Here is an 18534-nt window from a genome sequence, read left to right on the forward strand (position 1 = left end):
AGTCGAGAGGGACCAGAAAAGCAGCCGCTCCTCGCACGTCTGTTATGCGGGGATGCTCTGCGTGTTTCGTAGCGGTGCCGTCTGCGGTGCGCGACCATACGGACGCCGACACATCACGATCATCGGCATTGTGCGCGGAAACACCGAGACAGAAAGAAGGACGGACGTGTCCGGCAGCGAAAGCGAAAACCCGGCAATCGCATCCCCGACCCCCACGGCGACTCGGCCCAAGACAAACCGGGACTGGTGGCCGAATCAGCTGGACCTTCAGATTCTCCACCAGCACTCGTCCCGCTCCAATCCGATGGACGAGGACTTCGACTACGCGCGGGAGTTCGCGACCCTCGACCTCGACGCGCTGAAGCAGGACGTCTTCGAGGTGATGACGACGTCGCAGGACTGGTGGCCTGCCGACTACGGCCACTACGGGCCGCTCTTCATCCGGATGAGCTGGCACGCCGCGGGCACGTACCGTGTCGCCGACGGCCGGGGCGGGGGCGGTGCCGGCTCTCAGCGCTTCGCCCCCCTCAACAGTTGGCCGGACAACGCCAGCCTCGACAAGGCGCGCCGTTTGCTCTGGCCGGTCAAGCAGAAGTACGGCCAGAAAATCTCCTGGGCCGACCTTCTGGTCTTCGCCGGCAACTGCGCCATGGAATCAATGGGATTCAAGACGTTCGGGTTCGGCTTCGGGCGAGAGGACATCTGGGAACCCGAGGAAATCTTCTGGGGACCCGAGGACACCTGGCTCGGAGATGAGCGCTACAGCGGTGACAGGGAACTCGCCACTCCCTTCGGTGCCGTGCAGATGGGACTGATCTACGTCAATCCGGAGGGGCCCAACGGCAACCCGGATCCGATGGCCGCCGCGCGGGACATTCGCGAGACATTCGGGCGCATGGCGATGAACGACGAGGAGACGGTCGCGCTCATCGTCGGCGGCCACACCTTCGGCAAGTGTCACGGCGCCGTCGATCCCGCGTACATCGGTCCGGAACCCGAGGCCGCCCCCATCGAGCAGCAAGGCATCGGCTGGCGGAACACCCACGGCAGCGGCAAGGGTGCCGACACCCTCACCAGTGGCTTGGAAGGCGCGTGGACCTCCGAACCGACCAGGTGGGACAACGGGTACCTGGACAACCTGTACCGGTACGACTGGGAGCTGACGACGAGCCCCGCCGGCGCCAAGCAGTGGACGCCCACGGATCCCTCGGCCAAGGACACCGTGCCCGACGCTCATGATCCGTCGAAGCGGCACGCCCCCATGATGCTGACGACGGACCTCGCACTGAAGCTGGATCCGGTCTACGGCCCGATCACCAAGAGCTTCCACGAGAACCCGGACCGGCTCGCGGACGCGTTCGCCAAGGCGTGGTACAAGCTGTTGCACCGCGACATGGGACCCGTCACGCGCTACCTCGGCCCGTGGGTTCCCGAGCCGCAGCTGTGGCAGGATCCCGTCCCCGAGGTCGATCACGACCTCGTCGCGGACGAGGACATCGCCGCCCTCAAGAGCAGGATCGTCGCCTCCGGACTGTCCGTCTCCCAGCTGGTCACCACCGCCTGGGCGTCGGCGGCGAGCTTCCGCGGCACCGACAAGCGCGGCGGGGCCAACGGGGCCCGGATCCGGCTCGCGCCGCAGAAGGACTGGGAGGTCAACCGCCTGCCCGAGGTGGCCGAGGCGTTGCAGAAGCTGGAGCAGATCCAGCAGGACTTCAACCACTCGCATGCCGGCGGAACGAAGGTCTCGCTCGCCGACCTGATCGTCCTCGGTGGGTGCGCGGCCGTCGAGCAGGCCGCGAAGAACGCGGGACACGACATCACGGTCCCGTTCGCGCCGGGGCGCACGGACGCCTCGCAGGAACGGACCGACGTGGACTCGTTCGCCGTGCTCGAACCCAGGGCCGACGGGTTCCGCAACTACCTCCGGGCGGGAGAGAAGCTCTCGCCGGAGACCCTCCTGCTGGACCGGGCCAACCTGCTGACGCTGACCGCTCCCGAGATGACGGTGCTCATCGGCGGCATGCGGGTCCTGAACACCGGCTTCAAGCGATCCCCGCACGGCGTCTTCACTCACCGGCCCGAGACCTTGACGAACGACTTCTTCGTCAACCTGCTCGACATGGGCACGGAGTGGAAGGCGTCGGCTTCGGAGGAGAACGTGTTCGAAGGCCGGGATCGCGCCACGGGCGAGGTCAAGTGGACCGCCACCGCGGTCGACCTCATCTTCGGTTCGCACTCCCAGCTCCGAGCCGTCTCGGAGGTCTACGCGTCCCAGGACGCGGGAGGGAAGTTCGTGCGCGACTTCGTGGCCGCGTGGGACAAGGTGATGAACCTCGATCGGTTCGACCTCTCCTGAACCCGCTGTCCCGGGGTGGAGTGGTGACGCGGATCGCTCCGCGCTTCCCGCGGCGCTCCCACGGTGGGCACGCGCACGCGCCACCCTCGGTGCGCGTGCCCACCGCTCAGGGGCGCCATCCGGGCATCCGAGCTCGGCCCCGTCGTCAGTTCTCCTGCAGCACGGAGAGAACGTTCCCGGCGGGGTCGGTGAACCACGCGATCGCCGCGGGACCGCCGTCACCGACGCGGACGATGCCCTTCTCGTCATGGTCGAATCCGGGATAGCGCTCGAGGCTCACGCCGCGCCGCTCCAGTTCCTCGACGGCCGCCTCGATGTCGTCCACGGGGAAGTTGAGAATCGTGAACGTGGCCGGGGTGTGCGTCTCCTTCGGGTACACGAAGACCCGCGCGCCGCTGCCGAGTGTGAGGATCAGCATCCGCATGTCCCCCTGCCCGGCCTCCTCCGCCTGGAGACCGAGCGTTTCACCGTAGAACCGGCGGGCCTTGCCGAGGTCGTCGACCGCGAAGCCGCTGAACGCCTGCGCTTGTCCGAACATGCCGTGTGTCTCCTTCACGGGTGAGCCGTTCCACGGGTGAGCCGTCCCGGGATCTCAGGGCACACCACACGCACCACGGTCCAACGCGCGCCACGCGGGCCACGCCCGGATGGTCGTGCGCGCTTCACCCTCACGAAGCGATGCGCGGCAACCGCTTGGGCAGGCCGCACCCAGCCCCCGCCGTGCACGCAGTGAACACACAGGACGGCGTGGACACCGCGCGCCTGGACATCGCCCCCGAAGCCGCACGGCAGGTCCGAGGAACCGGAGCGCCCGCAAGCAGCAAGTTCCTTGCGCCACGTCTTACTTCACGCCTTGACGGAAGTGGTCCGTACCTTTAGCTTCACCAGGCGACCCCACCCCCCTAGGTGCCCTCAGCCGTTCGCAAGGTGAACACTGCCCGGGCAAGGAGACTCCGTGTTCCGACTCTCGCGCCCCTCCCCCGGGGACCCCCGCAGACCCATCACCACCGCGCTGGTCACCGCGGCAGCCGCATCCCTCCTGACGGCCGCCGCCCCCGCCCCCTTCTCCGCCTCGGCCGCCCAGGCCTCGGCCCTGCCCACCGGCTTCGCCACCGTCATGAACGCCGCGAGCGGTCGGTGCCTGGACGCCCGGTCGGCCGGTACCGCCAACGGGACCGTCGTCCAGCAGTACTCCTGCAACGGCACCACTGCCCAGCAATGGAGCTTCACCGCCACCAGCGACGGCTACGTCCGCGTCAACAACGCCAACAACACGACTCAGGTCGCGGACGTCGCCGACGTGTCCACGGCCGACAACGCGCCCGTCCACCTGTGGAGTTACGGCGGCGGCGCCAACCAGCAGTGGCTGCCGGTCGACGAAGGCGGCGGCGCCTACCACTTCGTCAACCGCAACAGCGGCAAATGCCTGGACGACCCCGGCGCCTCGACCGCCGACAGCGTGCAGTTCGTGCAGTACACCTGCAACGGCAGCGCCGCCCAGCGCTTCCAGATCGTCCCCGTGAACCAGTCGACGGCCGGTCCCGACCTCGGCCCGAACGTGGTCGTCTTCGACCCGTCCATGTCGGGCCCGACCATCCAGTCCAGGCTGAACTCGATCTTCCAGCAGCAGGAGACCAACCAGTTCGGCTCCCAGCGCTACGCCGTCCTGTTCAAGCCGGGCGCCTACAACGCGGACGTCAACGTCGGCTTCTACACCCAGGTCGCCGGGCTCGGGCTGACCCCGGACGCGGTCACGATCAACGGCGCGGTGCACGCCGAGGCCGACTGGTTCCAGGGCAACGCGACGCAGAACTTCTGGCGCGGGGCCGAGAACCTGTCCGTCAACCCGACCGGCGGCAACGACCGTTGGGCGGTCTCCCAGGCGGCGGCGTACCGCCGGATGCACCTGCGCGGCAACCTCGCCCTGGACGACAACGGCTGGTCCAGCGGCGGCCTGCTCGCCGACAGCAGGATCGACGGCCAGGTCAACTCCGGCAGCCAGCAGCAGTGGCTGACCCGCAACTCCCAGCTCGGCAGCTGGACCGGCTCCAACTGGAACATGGTCTTCGTCGGCAGCCAGGGCGTCCCGGGCACCAGCTTCCCCGACCCGCCGTACACCACGGTCGCCCAGACGCCGGTCAGCCGGGAGAAACCGTTCCTGTACGTCGACGGCGACGGCACCTACAAGGTGTTCGTGCCCTCCCTGCGCTCCAACTCCACGGCGACCAGCTGGGCGAGCGGCTCGCCGTCCGGCACCTCGCTGTCCCTGGACACCTTCTACGTCGTGAAGCCTGGCGCGACCGCCGCGGACATCGACGCGGCACTGGCGGCGGGCAAGAACCTCCTGGTCACCCCGGGGGTCTACCACCTCGACCAGACCCTCCACGTGAACCGCGCCGACACGGTCGTCCTCGGTCTGGGCCTCGCCACGTTCGTCCCCGACAACGGCGCCACCGCGATGAAGGTGGCCGACGTCGACGGCGTGAAGGTGGCGGGCATCCTCTTCGACGCGGGCACCACCAACTCGCCCACCCTGATGGAGGTCGGGCCGACGGGCTCGTCCGCCTCGCACGCCGCCGACCCGACCTCCCTGCACGACGTGTACTTCCGCGTCGGCGGCGCGGGCGTCGGAAAGGCGACCACCAGCCTGGTCGTCAACAGTGACAACGTCATCGGCGACCACATGTGGATCTGGCGCGCCGACCACGGCAGCGGCGTCGGCTGGAACAGCAACACCGCGGACACCGGCCTCATCGTCAACGGTGACGGCGTCACCGCGTACGGCCTGTTCGTCGAGCACTACCAGAAGTACCAGACCATCTGGAACGGCAACGGCGGCCGCACGTACTTCTACCAGAACGAGATGCCCTACGACCCGCCCAACCAGGCGGCCTGGACGAACGGCTCCACGCAGGGCTACGCCGCCTACAAGGTGGCCGGCTCCGTCACCAGCCACCAGGCCTACGGCCTCGGCAGCTACTGCTACTTCAACGTCAACCCGAGCGTCGCCGCCGAGCGAGCCATCGAGGCCCCGAACAACGCCGGCGTGCGGTTCGCCGGCATGGTGACCGTCTCCCTCGGCGGCACGGGCACCATCCGGCACGTCGTCAACAACACCGGTGGCCCGTCCAACTCCACGACCAACGTGGCGAATCTGACGAACTACCCGTAGAGCGCCACCGAGCACAACGCACCGAGTTCCACCGTCGGCCGTCCCTCCCGTCCGAGGGACGGCCGGCCCATTCCCTCAACCTCCGGACTGGGAGCGGCTGCGTGGCGAGGGCGGCCACGCGACCGGCCGCCGCCGTCGAACCGGATCCGGGGCCGGAAGGCCACGGCAAGCTGAAGTTCGTCGGCCTGGGCTGGCCCACCGGCCGGGAACAGCCGAAGAACTGCGTGCCCCACAGCAGGACACCCTGAGCGGTGCCGGGGCGGGCTGTCGCCCCGGCACCACGTCCGCCGTGTCACTCCTCGTCGCGCAGCCGGGCCGCCAGGGAGACCAGCGATTCGGTCTCCTCGGTGTGGCCCAGGGCGGTCAGACGGGAGACCGCCGCGTCGACACGGGTGAGGGCGGGAGCGGGGCGCTCCAGGTAGACGCCCTCCACGACACCCGCGAGGCGGACGCACTCGGCCCACTCGCCCGCGCGGTCGTCCCCCGGTCCCGGCTCGCCGAGCAGGGCGAGGGCCTTCTCCAGGGCGGCCAGTGCGTCCTCGTACTCCCCCGCGTAGGCGTTGACCCGCCCGTGTTCGTAGGCCAGGGCCGTGTCCAGGGAGCGGCCGTGGGCCTCGTACCCGGCGGCGCGCGCCTCGTCGGCGATCCGGCCGGCGTCGGCGAGGAAGGCACGGGCGCCGTCCAGGCCGTCGGGGCCCTGCTGGTGCGTCTGGAGCCGGGCGAGTTCGCGCAGGCAGTTGCTGAGCTGCTCGTAGCGGGAGTCACGGGCGTGGGCGGCGATCGCCTGGTCCGCCACCTCGCGGGCCCGGTCGAACTCGCCGGACTCACCGAGGAGTACGGCCGTCTCCGCGGCGATCATGGCGTGGCTGCCCGGGTCGTCGTCCCAGCCGGCCGACTCGGCCGCGAGGGCGACGAACTCCGCCGTGGCGGCCTTGAGGTCCTCCCCCTCGTGCAGCGCGCGGGCGCGGATCAGGCGCAGCTGGGCGACGAGCCGGTCGTCCACCTCTCCCGCGGCGACGTCCCGTTCGGCCAGCAGGGAGTCGAGCAGCGCGATGCAGTCCTCGACGCGACCCAGGTCGAGGCTGAGCTGGGCCGCGTTGCTGTAGGTGCAGAACGCGTCGATCCGGCTGCCGCGGCGAAGGTCCACCTCCGCCGAGCGCGTCAGGTGCCGCAGCGCCTCGTCGGAGCGGCCCAGGCGCATGCAGGCCTGGGCCAGATCGGCGTACAGGCGGCTGGTCTCGACCGCGTCGGCCGGCCAGTCGGCGGCCCGACGCAGGCCTTCGGTGAGGTCCGCGTACGCGGCCTGCGCGTCCCGCAGACCGAGCTGGAGCCGACCGCGCATTCCGAGGGTGCGGGGCAGGTGCCAGGCGGGGCCGTGCGCCTTCAGCCGGTCGAGGAGCGCGTCGATCTCGGTGACCGCGGCGGGCAGGTCGCCGGAGATGGCGTACGCGGTGGCCCGCAGCAGCAGGGCGCCGGAGATCTGCCCGGCGAGGTCGTGCCGGGAGGCGAACGCGTGCAGCAGGTCCGCCTCGGCGAAGACCGGCGCGACGTGCTCCTCGCTGCCCGAGGTCTGCAGGCGCAGGGCGAGCGCGGTCACGCGCAGCCGCAGCAGGCGGCCCTCCAGATACGGGGCGAGGCCCGGGGTCTCCTCCTGCAGGCGGACGACGGAGGCGTGGGCGGCGGTCAGCGCGGCGGCCTTCGCCTCGGCTCCGCCCGCCGCCTTCGCACCCTCGGCATCCTCCGCGCCCTCCGCGGGCTCCGTGCCGTCCGCGGTGCCCTCTGCTGAGACCTTGACGGCGGAGAGCAGCGCGCAGGCGCGGGCGAGCGCCGCCTGACCAGGTAGGCCGGCGTCGTCGTACAGGGCCGCCGCCTCCTCGTGGAGGGCTACCGCGTCGGCGTGCTCGTCCCTCTCGCCCGCCCGGCCCGCCTCGTCGGCCAGCAGGTCCGCGCGCAGTTGGACGAGCGGGCCCACAGCCGGGTCGTCGGGGTGGGCGTAGTCGCGGGCGGCGACGAGCGTACGCAACCGCGCCCAGCAGGCCTGTGCCTCCGGGTGGCCCGCCTCCTCCAACTCCCTTGCCCTGAGGATGAGTTCGGGCAGCGAGTCGGGGACGGCGGCGGACGTGCGGGCGGCGGGCGCGGCAACCGGGGCGGCCGGGGCCACGTCGTCGAGGCTGCGGACACGCAGGGTCAGCTCCAGCTCCTCCAGGAGTGGAGCACGGTCGAGGCGGGCCTTGCGGCGGTCGCTGTGGGTCGTGGTGCCGTTGCGGGCGTCGAAGCGGGCGGCGAGGTCGTCGGCGCGGCCGCGCACCTCGGCGCGCAGGCCGGACACCGTCCAGGTGCGGCCCGCGTATCCGGCGGCGGGCAGGTCGCCGTGGCCGAGGAGCTCGACGCGCTGAAGGAGGACCTCCACGCCGGTGAGGAAGTCGAGCTGGTCCAGCGGCGAGTCGACCTCCTCGAACAGGTTGCGGTTCTCGGCGAGCAGTTCCAGACCGCGTGCCTCGTTGCCGGTCAACGCGCAGAACTCCAGGTGCCGGCCGACCTCGCCGGACATCGAGGGGTTGCGGCGGCAGCCGCGGTAGCCGGCCAGGTGCAGTTCACGGGCCCGGTCGGTGCGGCCGGTGCGCAGCAGGGGCAGCAGCGCGTACGAGAAGGAGCGGGCGGGCTCCTCCTGGCAGGACTCCTTGCCGGCCAGGACGGGCCCCCAGGTGCGCAGGGCCCACTCGTCGTCGCCCGCCCTGAGGTGGTGGCGGGCACGCTGGCATATCTCGCAGGCCTCGCAGTCGCTGAGCCGGGTGCGGGTGCGGCCCGCCCACAGCTCGTAGGCGAGGGCGGTGTCCTCGCCGACGTGGGCGGCGAGCTGGTAGGCCTGTCCGTAGTACGGCTGCAGGCCGAGGGCCGCCTTCTCGTAGCGGTCGCGCATCTCCGTCAGCCACTGGCGCAGGCTCGCCAGCGGTACCTCGGGCAGCTGGCGCAGGGCGTGGGCCACCCACTTGAACCGCCAGAACAGCATGTGGCGCAGGCGGTCGTCGAAGACGTCGGGCTGCTCGTCGAAGAGGTTCAGCAGACGGGCGAAGACGACGGGCGACTTCCGGGGTTCGGAGCCGTAGGTGTACGCCTCCTGCAGTTCGAGGAGGGCGTGGATGAGCGGTACGGGCTCGGCGAACTGCTCGGCGGCATCGACGAGTTCCTCGGCGGTGACGGTGCGGGTGCGGCCGTAGGGGCGCCGGTCGTTCTCCTGGAGCGCCTGGTACAGCTCGGCTGTGCTCTGGGGATGGGGTGCGGTGGGCATCGTCAGCTGTCCTTGCGGAGGGCGTGGGCGAGAAGGTCGAGGAAGGAGCGGTTGATCAGGCTCGACTCGGCGGGCCTGAGCGGGCGCCGGGACAGCATCGCGGCCTGCCCGTAGAGGGCTTCGGCGCTGGTGCGGGCCAGTTCGGGCTCGTCGATGGTGACCGCGGTGCGGACCAGCGGGTTGAGCTGGTTGAGGATCAGCTGGGCGCGCGGGGCCTCTTGGCGCAGCGCGCCGAGGATGTCGCCCCACAGGCCGCCCTCCTGCTCGCGGGCGAGCTGGGAGCGGGTGCGCTCGTGCCGGGCCTCGCGGCTGTCGACGAGGAGGGCGGGGGCGGAAGCCGGCTGGAAGGTGCGCAGCGCGACGTCGCAGTCGAAGACGGCGAGGGCGTCGCGGGCCTGGGCGAGGTAGGCCGCGGCGGCCAGTTCCGTCTCCCGGTCGACGGGGTCGAGGTGGGCGGTGAGGGTCGCCGGGTCGAGGTCGGCGACACTGGCCTCGGGCCTGATCTCGGGCAGCCGGTGGACCAGTTCACGGTCGTAGGTGTAGCCGCCGTTGACGACACCGAGCCCGGCGGCCGAGGCGATCGCCGCGACCTGCCGGAACTCCTCCACGCTCGACGTCACGAGCACGGTGCGGTGGGTGCGCGCGAACTCGTCGAGGGTGGTGTGCCCGTCGGTGGTCTCGAACGGCAGCCAGGGCAGCAGCATCCGCAGGATCTCGTCGTCGTGCACCGCGAGCGACTTCACGGCCAGGTGGTGGGCCTGGAGGAAGCGGTTCAGCAGGTCGGGGTCGCTGGCGGCGGCCCGGGCGATCCAGGCGCGCAGCCGCTCGGCGAGGGCGTCGCGGACGGCGGCGAGGGTGTCGTCCTCGTACAGGGACTCGCGGGACGCCGTCGGGCGCAGGCTCTCGGCGTCGACGACGCAGCGGACGAAGAACGCCCAGTCGGGGAGGATCTCCTCGGCCTGCTCGGACAGCAGCATGCCCTTGACGTGCACGCGGTGGCCGTGGCGACGGCCGGCCGGCACCGCCTCGGGCAGCACGCACGCGATGCCCTTGAGGCCTACGGCGGGCAGGTCCAGCTCGATGGTGTCCAGGGGTGTGAACCCGAAGACCTCCTCGCCGTACGCGGCCAGCGCGCGGGCGCGGGCTCCCGGGGTGGGGTACGTACGCGCCCAGGGTGCGGGCTCGGGGTTGACGGACACGCCCGCACCGCCGGTGTCACCCGGGCCGCCTGTGCCGCGTGTGCCGTCGTCGAAGGTCACCGGGTGGCGCAGCAGGGAGCCGAAGTGGCGGGCCAGCGCGTGCACCTGGGCCGGGCGGGTCCACTCGGCCGCGTCGGCGCGCGGTGTCAGGGTGACGGTGGTGCCGGGCCGGGGGCGGGATGAGGCGGGCAGGGTGCGGACGGTGTAGCTGCCGTCGCCGCGTCCGCGCCACTCGACGGCGGGTGCGTCGGGGGTGCGGGCGGAGCGGCTGAGGACGTGGATCTCGTCCGCGACCAGGAAGCAGGAGAGCAGGCCGATGCCGAACTGGCCGATGAAGTCGCCGCGTTGCTCCTCGATCTTCTCGGCGCGCTTGCTGCTGCGGCCGATCGTGGCGAGGAAGGTGTGCACGTCGGCCTCGGTGAGACCGACGCCGTCGTCCTCGACGCGTACGACGGAGCCGTCGGCGTACAGGCGGATGCCGAAGTCGCCGTGGGGCTCGACGGCGTGCCGTGCAGTGAGGGCGTCGACCGCGTTCTGCAGGAGTTCGCGCAGGTAGACGCGGGGGCTGGAGTAGAGGTGGTGGGAGAGGAGGTCCACCAGGCCGCGGAGGTCGACCTGGAAGGTGCGGTCGGTGGCGGCGTGGTGGGCGGAGGTGTCACGCAGGGGCATGGGGCAGTCCGGGGTGAAGGGAACGGCGGAGGTCAGCGGTGGTCCGCGGGACCGGCCGAAGACGGGCGGTGACGGTGTGGCCGGTGGCTCAGAAGGCCTTGCGGAAGCGCGCGTACGCTTTCTGCGGGTCCGCCATGAAGGTCCACGGCCACTCGGTGAACACGCCTTCCAACTCGCGGAAGACATTGGAGGCCGTGCTGCTGCCCGCCAGCGAGAGGGCCATGGCGAACATGTTGTAGTCGCCCTGCCAGCCGAGGCGGCGCTCGTACGCGTGGTGCAGGATGCTGCGCTCCGCGGCCTCCCTCAACTCAGTCCGGATCCGGGGCTGCTGCAGACAGTCGCGGTCGTCGGACTCCACCCACTCCTCGATACGCGCCATGGCGACGACACAGCCGAGCCGGTGCCCGTCGGGCGCCCCGGCGAACGCCTTCTGAGCGAACTCCAGGGCCTGGCCCGGCTCTCCGCCCCAGCGGGGCTGGAGGTGCGACACCCACTCCAGGTGAATGTCCAGGTTCAGCGGATCACGGCGCAGACCGGCCGCGAGCCGGGCCTCCTGGACGCTGTCGTCGAGGGACATGCCGCGTCCCGAGGTGAGCAGATGGCGCCACGGCGTGATCCAGTCGGGCCGCAGCTCGGCGGCCTCGAGCAGGTGCTCCTCGGCGATGCGCAGCCGCTCGTAGAAGGTCTGCCACTGCTCGCGGCCGACGTCCACGGCACGGGCGGACGTGCGCGCTTCCCAGCCCCAGTGGACATGGCGCGCACCCGATATCAGCAGGGCCGTCGCCCGGAGCTCCGCGTCGCCCTTGTCCTCCTCGGCGGCCCGGACGGCCCACTCCTGCACACCGTCCACAACGGCCAGCTGCCCGAGAACCGCCTGCTCGCGGCCGAGATCGAAGGGGGCCAGCGCCGCCTTGACCGCCTCCCAGTCCCCCGCGCCGGCCGCCTCGACCAGCGCGAGCACGCGCGCATCCCCCAACGCCCGCAGGGTGTAAACCCCGTGCTTCTTCTTGCGCGGGACGGGGAGGACGTGCGGGTCCGCCGCCGTTCTCTCCCCTCCTCCACCGAACAGCCTGCCCAACATGCCGCGCCCTCCCCTGGGTCCCGCGTGATCGTCCGGTGCAGCATAAACGGCCTCACCGACACCGCTTCCACAGGGTTTTCACCGGCACTTCACGGGCGTGCGAGGCAGGGGGCGATCCCGGCGGGCATGCCCCTCACACAGCGACCGGCTTCCCCGGGCCGGGGACGGTGCGGAAGCGGAACGGTTCCGGTTCGCGGCCCGCCTGGACGAACCAGCACTCGCCCGTGCCGGCGCCGGTGAGGATCCGCAGCACCGTGTCGGCCACGACCTCGGCCGGGATGACGGGCAGGCCCTGCTCGGAGAGCATGTCGCGCAGCGGGTCGATGATCCGTGATTCGGCGAACCCCGGGCAGATCGCGTTGAAGCGCACGTTGTCCGGCGCGAGAGCCGGTCCGAGGGAACGCGCGAGTCCGACGACCGCGTGCTTGTTGGCCGCGTACAGGGCGTCGAGCGGTACCGCCGCCAGTCCCGCGAGGGAGGCGGTCGCCACGATCGCCCCTCCGCCGCGGGCCCGCAGCGCCGGCAGCACCGCGTGGGTGCCGTAGACCACGCCGTCGAGGTTGGCGCCCATCGCCCGGCGGTAGCGCGCCGGGTCGAAGTCGTCGCCGACGCCGCACCCGGTCGCCACGCCCGCGTTGAGCAGGGCGATGTCGACACCGCCGTACTGCTCTACGGTGAAGTCCACCAGCGCGCGGTTGGCGTCGAGGTCGGAGACGTCGCAGGCGCGGAAGGCGCCGTCGACCTGGTCGGCCACCTCGCGGCCGGCCCGCGCGTCGAGGTCCGCGACGACCACCCGTGCCCCGGCATCCGCCAGCGCGAGTGCCATGGCCCGGCCGAGTCCGCTGGCACCGCCGGTGACGATCGCCACCTTGCCCGCGAGCGCGGCGCCGTCCGTTTGCCCTTCCCGAAGGGCCTCGGCGGCGCTCACGCCAGCTCCAGCACGAGCTTGCCGACGTTCTCACCGCGGAAGAGCATCTGCAACGTCTCGGGGAAGTCGTCCACGGTCCCCCTCACCACGTGTTCCTTGACCTTGATACGGCCGTCCGCGATCCAGCCGGAGATCTCCTGCGCGGCCTTGGCGTACTGCTTGGCGTAGTCGAAGACGACGAAGCCCTCCATGCGGGCCCGACGCACCAGCAGCGTCAGGTAGTTGGAGGGGCCCTTGACCGGCGTGGCGTTGTTGTACTGGCTGATCGCGCCGCAGACCACGACGCGCGCGTGCATCGCCAGCCGGGTCAGGGCGGCGTCGAGGATGTCCCCTCCGACGTTGTCGAAGTAGACGTCGATACCGTCGGGGGCCTCCCGGCGCAGTGCCTTGCGCACGTCCTCGGCACGGTAGTCGATCGCCGCGTCGAAGCCGAGTTCGCCGGTGAGCAGCGCGCACTTCTCCGGTCCGCCGGCGATGCCCACGACCCGGCAGCCCTTCGCTTTCGCGATCTGCCCCACCATGGTGCCGACCGCGCCGGCCGCCCCGGACACCACCACCGTCTCGCCGTCCTTCAGCGCCCCGACGTCCAGGAGACCGAAGTAGGCGGTCATGCCGGGCATGCCCAGCGCGCCGAGATACGTGGAGGGCGGGGCGAGTGAGGTGTCGACCTTCATCGCCCCCTTGCCGTCGGAGACCACGTGCTCCTGGACGCCGAACGTGCCGACCACGTGGTCGCCCGGCCGGTAGTCGGGGTGGTTCGAGGCGGTGACCTCGATGACCGACCCTGCACGCATCACCTCGCCGATGCCGACCGGCGGGAGGTAGGAGGGGCGATCGTCCAGCCAGCCGCGCATGGCCGGGTCCAGGGAGATGACACGCGTCCGGCCCGCGAACTGGCCGGGACCCGGCTCCTCGACGGGCGCGGAGTGGTGCTCCCAGTCCTCGGGCTTCACTTCGCCGACGGGGCGGGCTGCCAGGCGGATCTGGCGGTTGGTCGCAGACATCACGTCTCCTGTCGTTCACGACGGTCCACGGGTGAGGGTACCGACCGGTAGGTATGCCGTGAGTAGTGACGTGCGCCACACGCCCTGTCGGAGCCGACAGCGACTGGCCCGGTGTCCGGAGAGGCCGGCGCCGATGAGGAGGTCGTTGTGCTCGAGCGAAGACCGTCCGCATGGCCTGCCGGCGTCCACGCCAAGGGCATCAGTGCGGTGTTCGACGGTCAGCCGCGGCTGGTCAATGTGTGCGTCCCCGAGCCGACGCGCCAGGTGGCACGGTCGCCCGTGTCAGCGTCGACCGGACCGGCCGCGAGATCGGCGACAACGCCGCCCGCCACCTCCTCGATCGGATCGCCGACCGCCCCGCCGGTGCGCGTCGGACCACTGCTTCCCTCTCCGAAGTTGCTCGGACCCCTCAGGTCGCCAGCGGTGATCCCACACGGTGAGCCGTGCCGTCGGCATCGACGTACGTGAACTCCCGGAGCTGGTAGGGGGTGTCCGCCGGCTCCACGAAGCGGCCCTCGATGCCGGAAGCCTTCCACTCGGCGTAGACGGCGTCCGCGTCGCTGACATAGAGGTAGATGACGGCGCCGGTGCGGGAGGGATCGTGCTCGGCCCACTCACTGAGGTGAACCGACACCGAGCCCCGCTCGGCGAAGCCGTAACGATCCGGACCTTCGTAGGCATGCGCCGTGAAGCCGAGACGGCGGTAGCGGTCCAGAGCGGCGTCCAGGTTCCGGACGGGGACGACGGGCGCGACGTTCGTGAACACGACTTCTGACATCTGGTCAGTCTCGCATGCAGGTGACCGCGAGCGCGGTGGTACGCCTTCAGCCTTCCAGCGCGCGGCGTGCCAGTCAGGCGTTCGTGCGTGACAAGTGGTCGGGGAGGTCGGTGAGCCGTTCGATACGGAGCACCGTCTCGTCCGCCGTCGGCGACGGTCCACCGGTGACGAAGTCGATGCCGCGGTCCAGCCAGATGCCGGTGAGACCGGCGAGACCGGCTGCGTTCGCGTCGCTTTCCAGCATGTCGCCCACGTTGACCGCCTGCGCCGGGCCCGTACGCATCCACCGGCAGGCAGCGGCGTAGGCGACGGGCTTGGCCGCACCGAGCTCGGTCGGCGTCAGGACGGCTTCGAAGTATTCGAGGAGGCCGAAGCGGGCGAGCTTGGCGCGCTGTTGTTCGGGGTCCCCGTTGGTGAGAACGGCCAGACGCGGTCCTCGGGGAAGCCGTTTCAGGGTCTCCAGGCATGGCTGGACATCGGGATAGCACCGCCAGGACTCCTCGAACACGGTGAGGTAGCGCTCGGCGATCCAGGCGTCCAGCAGGCCGGGACTGTCGGGAACCGGCTCGCCGAGCATCGGCAGGAAGGAACGGGCCCTGCGTCGGTGGTGCTCGGCGAAGGAGCACTGACCGGCCAGGTACTCCCGCATGTGGCGCGCCTCCAGCGTCCACCACAGCGACACCAGTTCTTCCGGTGGAGCGGTCGCGTTCGGCGCGGCCCGGACGATCTGTCCGATCGTTTCGAAGACCGCGCTCCGGTGATCGACCAGGGTGCCGTCCAGATCGAAGAAGATCACCTCTGCCATAGGGTGATCATCTCGTGGTGCCCGTCCCGAACACCAGAAGACGGACATCGCGACCTTTGCGTGAAGCTCCGCGATCAGCCACGGCTGTCCAGGCCGTTGCGATCGAGTGCTGCTCGGATCTGGCTGAGCCATTCCACGCCCCAGCGGCGCCCGTCGGGGAGTTGGTCGCCCCGATCCCAGCGCCAGGTTGTGATCATCGCCGGCACGAGGATCCGGCACACACCCAACAGGTCTTGATCGGCACCCGGGTAGCGCTCGCCGACTTCTTCGGGCGCATGGGCGACGTCGAATTCGACACGCCGGCCGCACTGTTGGACCGTATCCGCGACGAGGCCGGCGTCCGTCCCGTCCTCGCCACCGCACCCGGCGGCATCGAAGCCGTTCGCCGCAGCGGCACCGACGCGGACTGCCTGTTCCTGATCCACCATTGCGGAGCCGACGCCGAACTCCCGGTCGCACTGAGGGCAGTCACCTCCGGGCGGGACGGGACCGCCCGAGACCGCCCCCTCCCGGACGGCTCCGGAAGGGGGCGGGTGGAACATTCCGGCGTGGGCGGTCGCCTACTGGCCGCCGCCGCCCAGCTGCTGCCCGAGCTCGCGGACGCGCTGGACCACATCCGGCTTGACCCGGCGGCTCTCCAGGGTCCGGGCGAGACCGCCCACCAGCTGCGTGGCGGGCTCGCCCTTGCCCTGCTGGTCGAACGACCGGGCGATGTGCTCGATGTTGCGGGTCAGACGGATGTGGCCGAACGTCTCGGCGGCGGCGTTCAGGTCTCCGTACGCCTGCTCGGCACGCTGCCAACCGGACTCGGTGTCGACCGTCGTGAGCTCCAGGCGCGGAGCCGCCCCGTCGCCACCACCCTGCATGACCTTGCCAGGGATGGTTTCCGCCAGTGCCAGGCAGGCGGCGGCGTGCTTGGCGACGGCCTCGCCGGGAATCCGCTCCACGACCTCGCGCAACACGTCGTTGGCCCCCTGCAGCACCCGGCTTCCGCCCAGCGCCAGCACGCGTCCCACGGTGTCCGTGTAAACGTCGTCCGCCAGCCGCTCCTGCTCACGGCTGGCCGGGCGCTCCACCCGGAGCGTGAGCGGCGCGGCCATGACCTGTCCGGCCGAGGAGCCGGCGGCGGACGCCGTGGCACCGGCGGCGGCCGTCCGCAGCGCGGCGTACACGCGGTACGCGCCGGGTTCGGCGATCTGCCAGCCGCCGAGGCCGGAGCTGAGCACAATCTGCCCGTAGAGTGCCTCGCCGGGCTGCAGCACCACGGGTGCCGGGCGCATGCAGTACTTCAGGTACGGCCGGTGCATCCGGGCCTCGGTCTCCCCCTCACGCTGGATGACGATGCCGAGGTCGTCGCTCATCAGCTTGTTGCGGTCGACCATCACCGGGTCGGTGGAGGTGTTGGCCAGCTTCAGCTCCCCGATGACCGGTTCGAGCATGCCGTAGCGGTACGCGCCCTCGTGGTCGGGACCGCGGCTGACGCGGAGCGAGAGCGTCAGAGGGCTGGGGGCGGAGTACTGGCGGACCTGCTCGAAGGCGTGGTGGTCGAACCAGGGGATGTTGCCCATCTCCACGAACCGCTCGGGTGCGTGCCGCAGAAAGCGCAGCTCGCTTTCCGAGAAGAAGTACCGGAAGTCGGAGAAGAACGCCTGCGGACCGCCGGACACCAGGAACGGGTAGTTCATGAAACTGCGGGACTCGGGCTCGTCGAGGAGCGGAATCCATGCCGTCCCTCGCGACTTCTGCCAGGCGTGCGCGAGGTTGAAGCAGTGCCCGATCTCGTGCACTGCCGTCCAGAAGCGCATCCGGCGGGCGAACGCCTCGGGTGCGGGGTCGTCCGGCGGCAGGTCGGAGATGAACGAGTCGGAGAAGATCGCGCAGCCCTGCCGCTGGGCGGTGCCGATGCTGTCGAACATGATGCCGCCGAGCTCGTGGGGAGTGAAATCCGGGCCCGGCTCGTGCAGGCCCGCGAACAGCGTCCACACCTGCCACTGGGCGACGCCCTGCCCGCCGGGCCCGGGCTTCCACTTGGACCAGTGCTGCTGCATCGCGTCGTGCATCTCGATGTCGGACCACTTGTCGTCGACGGAAGCCGAGCGCGGGATCATGTTGCTGCCGCCGGTGCGGGTGACCTTGATTCCCTGCCGGGTGAAGGCATCCTCGATCGTGAGGGTGATGTCGGGCAGGCCGTCGGGCCGCACGGGGTGGTCGTGCAACGCATACGAGACGGTCTGCTCGGCCCCCTCTACGCGGTCGAACTCGATCCCGACCTCGCGGAACGCCGACCGCGCGAAGGTGTAGCCGAGGACCAGGTCGGCCGCGCCCGGGCGGCGGAAGGTCACCCGTGCGGCGAGCGGCTGCAGCGGCGGGCTGCCGGTGAGCTGCACGCGGATCGAGGTGGCGGGGCGCAGGGAGGTGTTGCCGTCGCGGTAGCTGACGGGCCCGGTGTACGTGCCGTCCGGCTGCTTGGTCACCTTGGCCATCCAGGTGAGACCGCCGGTGATGAGCCGCCATATGCGGCCCGAGACGGTCATCGTGGGGGCCTGCCCGTCCACGTCCACCCGCAGTTCCTCGAACAGGTCGAGGGCGGCGCCGGGCGGGATCGTCTCGGCCTGCGGCTGACCGGTCCGGGGCTGTTCGACCGCCATCGCGTTCTCGTCGACAAGGGCGCCCGCCGGCATTGCCGCCCCGGCCGGCCGGACCTCCGGCGCTGCCGTGCCGGGCGTCGTGGTCACGTCCTGCACGATCTGCATGCCGTCGTGGTCGGGGGTGGGGACGACGGGCAGGTCGGTGCGTACGTACACGCCGCTGCGCTGGACCAGGAGGGCCGCGGCCGGCGCTCCTGGCTGAACGCCGGCCACCGTGTCCCAGCGGTCCTGGACGCCCTCGGCGTACGGGCCCGAGCCGTACCCGGCCCGTTCCCTGCCGTCACCGGCAAGGCGGGAGATCTCCTCGACGACGGCGCGGACGAGCTCGTCGAGCCCGCGCGGGCGGTGCTGCTGTGTGGTCATGCCGGCCTCTCCTCAGCCCGGGCTCCGTCGGCCGGGCGTGGTGGTACAGCGGAAGGGGTGGATGTCCGGCCGCTGCGGCGCGCGTGGTGCGCGGTCTGCGGGCGTCCGGCCTGTCGGCATGGCGTGCCGCATCAGGGCAGGGCGCTGCAACGGTCGGGATGCCTGAGCGCGATACGGACGGCTGCCGAACCGGCCCGGAGCGTGCGCCCCGTCCGGTTGCGCCGCCGAGCGCACACCCCTGC

13 protein-coding genes are annotated in these 18534 nt (G+C 71.1%); 3 read left to right on the forward strand and 10 right to left on the reverse strand.

Features of this window, described 5'->3' with window-relative positions; all coding sequences use genetic code 11:
- The first annotated feature begins 166 nt into the window (after nt 1–166).
- Nucleotides 167–2356 (forward strand): catalase/peroxidase HPI, encoded by a 2190-nt coding sequence (gene katG / locus ACIBU0_RS30915; protein WP_398824975.1) that lies wholly within the window; start codon nt 167–169, stop codon nt 2354–2356.
- Between the two features lie 145 nt (nt 2357–2501).
- Here katG and ACIBU0_RS30920 read toward each other — a convergent pair whose 3' ends face one another.
- Nucleotides 2502–2894: a VOC family protein gene (locus ACIBU0_RS30920; RefSeq protein ID WP_398824977.1), complete on the reverse strand. Its 393-nt coding sequence runs from the start codon at nt 2892–2894 to the stop codon at nt 2502–2504.
- A gap of 462 nt (nt 2895–3356) precedes the next feature.
- On the opposite strand from ACIBU0_RS30920, the gene ACIBU0_RS30925 reads away from it, so the two are divergent.
- A complete protein-coding gene (locus tag ACIBU0_RS30925; protein ID WP_398825245.1) occupies nt 3357–5528 on the forward strand; it encodes an RICIN domain-containing protein in 2172 nt (723 codons plus the stop codon).
- Between the two features lie 101 nt (nt 5529–5629).
- Nucleotides 5630–5776 (forward strand): hypothetical protein, encoded by a 147-nt coding sequence (locus ACIBU0_RS30930; protein ID WP_398824979.1) that lies wholly within the window; start codon nt 5630–5632, stop codon nt 5774–5776.
- Nucleotides 5777–5820: 44 nt separating this feature from the next.
- On the opposite strand, the gene ACIBU0_RS30935 is transcribed toward ACIBU0_RS30930, so the two are convergent.
- The 9 genes from ACIBU0_RS30935 to ACIBU0_RS30975 form a co-directional block, all read right to left on the reverse strand.
- Nucleotides 5821–8817: a hypothetical protein gene (locus ACIBU0_RS30935; protein ID WP_398824981.1), complete on the reverse strand. Its 2997-nt coding sequence runs from the start codon at nt 8815–8817 to the stop codon at nt 5821–5823.
- Nucleotides 8818–8819: 2 nt separating this feature from the next.
- Nucleotides 8820–10685: an HSP90 family protein gene (locus ACIBU0_RS30940; protein ID WP_398824983.1), complete on the reverse strand. Its 1866-nt coding sequence runs from the start codon at nt 10683–10685 to the stop codon at nt 8820–8822.
- 88 nt (nt 10686–10773) lie between these two features.
- Nucleotides 10774–11766, reverse strand: coding sequence for a hypothetical protein (locus ACIBU0_RS30945; RefSeq protein WP_398824985.1), 993 nt, complete (start codon nt 11764–11766; stop codon nt 10774–10776).
- A 133-nt stretch (nt 11767–11899) separates the two neighbouring features.
- Nucleotides 11900–12694 (reverse strand): SDR family NAD(P)-dependent oxidoreductase, encoded by a 795-nt coding sequence (locus ACIBU0_RS30950; protein ID WP_398824987.1) that lies wholly within the window; start codon nt 12692–12694, stop codon nt 11900–11902.
- Nucleotides 12691–13698 carry an NADP-dependent oxidoreductase gene (locus ACIBU0_RS30955; protein ID WP_398824989.1) on the reverse strand — a complete coding sequence of 336 codons (1008 nt, stop codon included), beginning with the start codon at nt 13696–13698 and terminating at the stop codon, nt 12691–12693. Before ACIBU0_RS30955 ends, ACIBU0_RS30950 begins: the two co-directional genes overlap by 4 nt.
- 409 nt (nt 13699–14107) lie before the next feature.
- Nucleotides 14108–14476 carry a bleomycin resistance protein gene (locus ACIBU0_RS30960; protein ID WP_398824991.1) on the reverse strand — a complete coding sequence of 123 codons (369 nt, stop codon included), beginning with the start codon at nt 14474–14476 and terminating at the stop codon, nt 14108–14110.
- Nucleotides 14477–14549: 73 nt separating this feature from the next.
- On the reverse strand, nt 14550–15281 hold the full coding sequence (locus tag ACIBU0_RS30965) for an HAD family hydrolase (RefSeq protein ID WP_398824993.1): 732 nt from the start codon (nt 15279–15281) through the stop codon (nt 14550–14552).
- 74 nt (nt 15282–15355) lie between these two features.
- Nucleotides 15356–15709, reverse strand: a complete 354-nt coding sequence (locus ACIBU0_RS30970; RefSeq protein ID WP_398824995.1) for a hypothetical protein — start codon at nt 15707–15709, stop codon at nt 15356–15358.
- A gap of 132 nt (nt 15710–15841) precedes the next feature.
- Nucleotides 15842–18292: a hypothetical protein gene (locus tag ACIBU0_RS30975; RefSeq protein ID WP_398824997.1), complete on the reverse strand. Its 2451-nt coding sequence runs from the start codon at nt 18290–18292 to the stop codon at nt 15842–15844.
- Nucleotides 18293–18534 lie beyond the last annotated feature (242 nt).

Source organism: Streptomyces sp. NPDC049627 (assembly GCF_044465645.1).
Classification (GTDB): domain Bacteria; phylum Actinomycetota; class Actinomycetes; order Streptomycetales; family Streptomycetaceae; genus Streptomyces.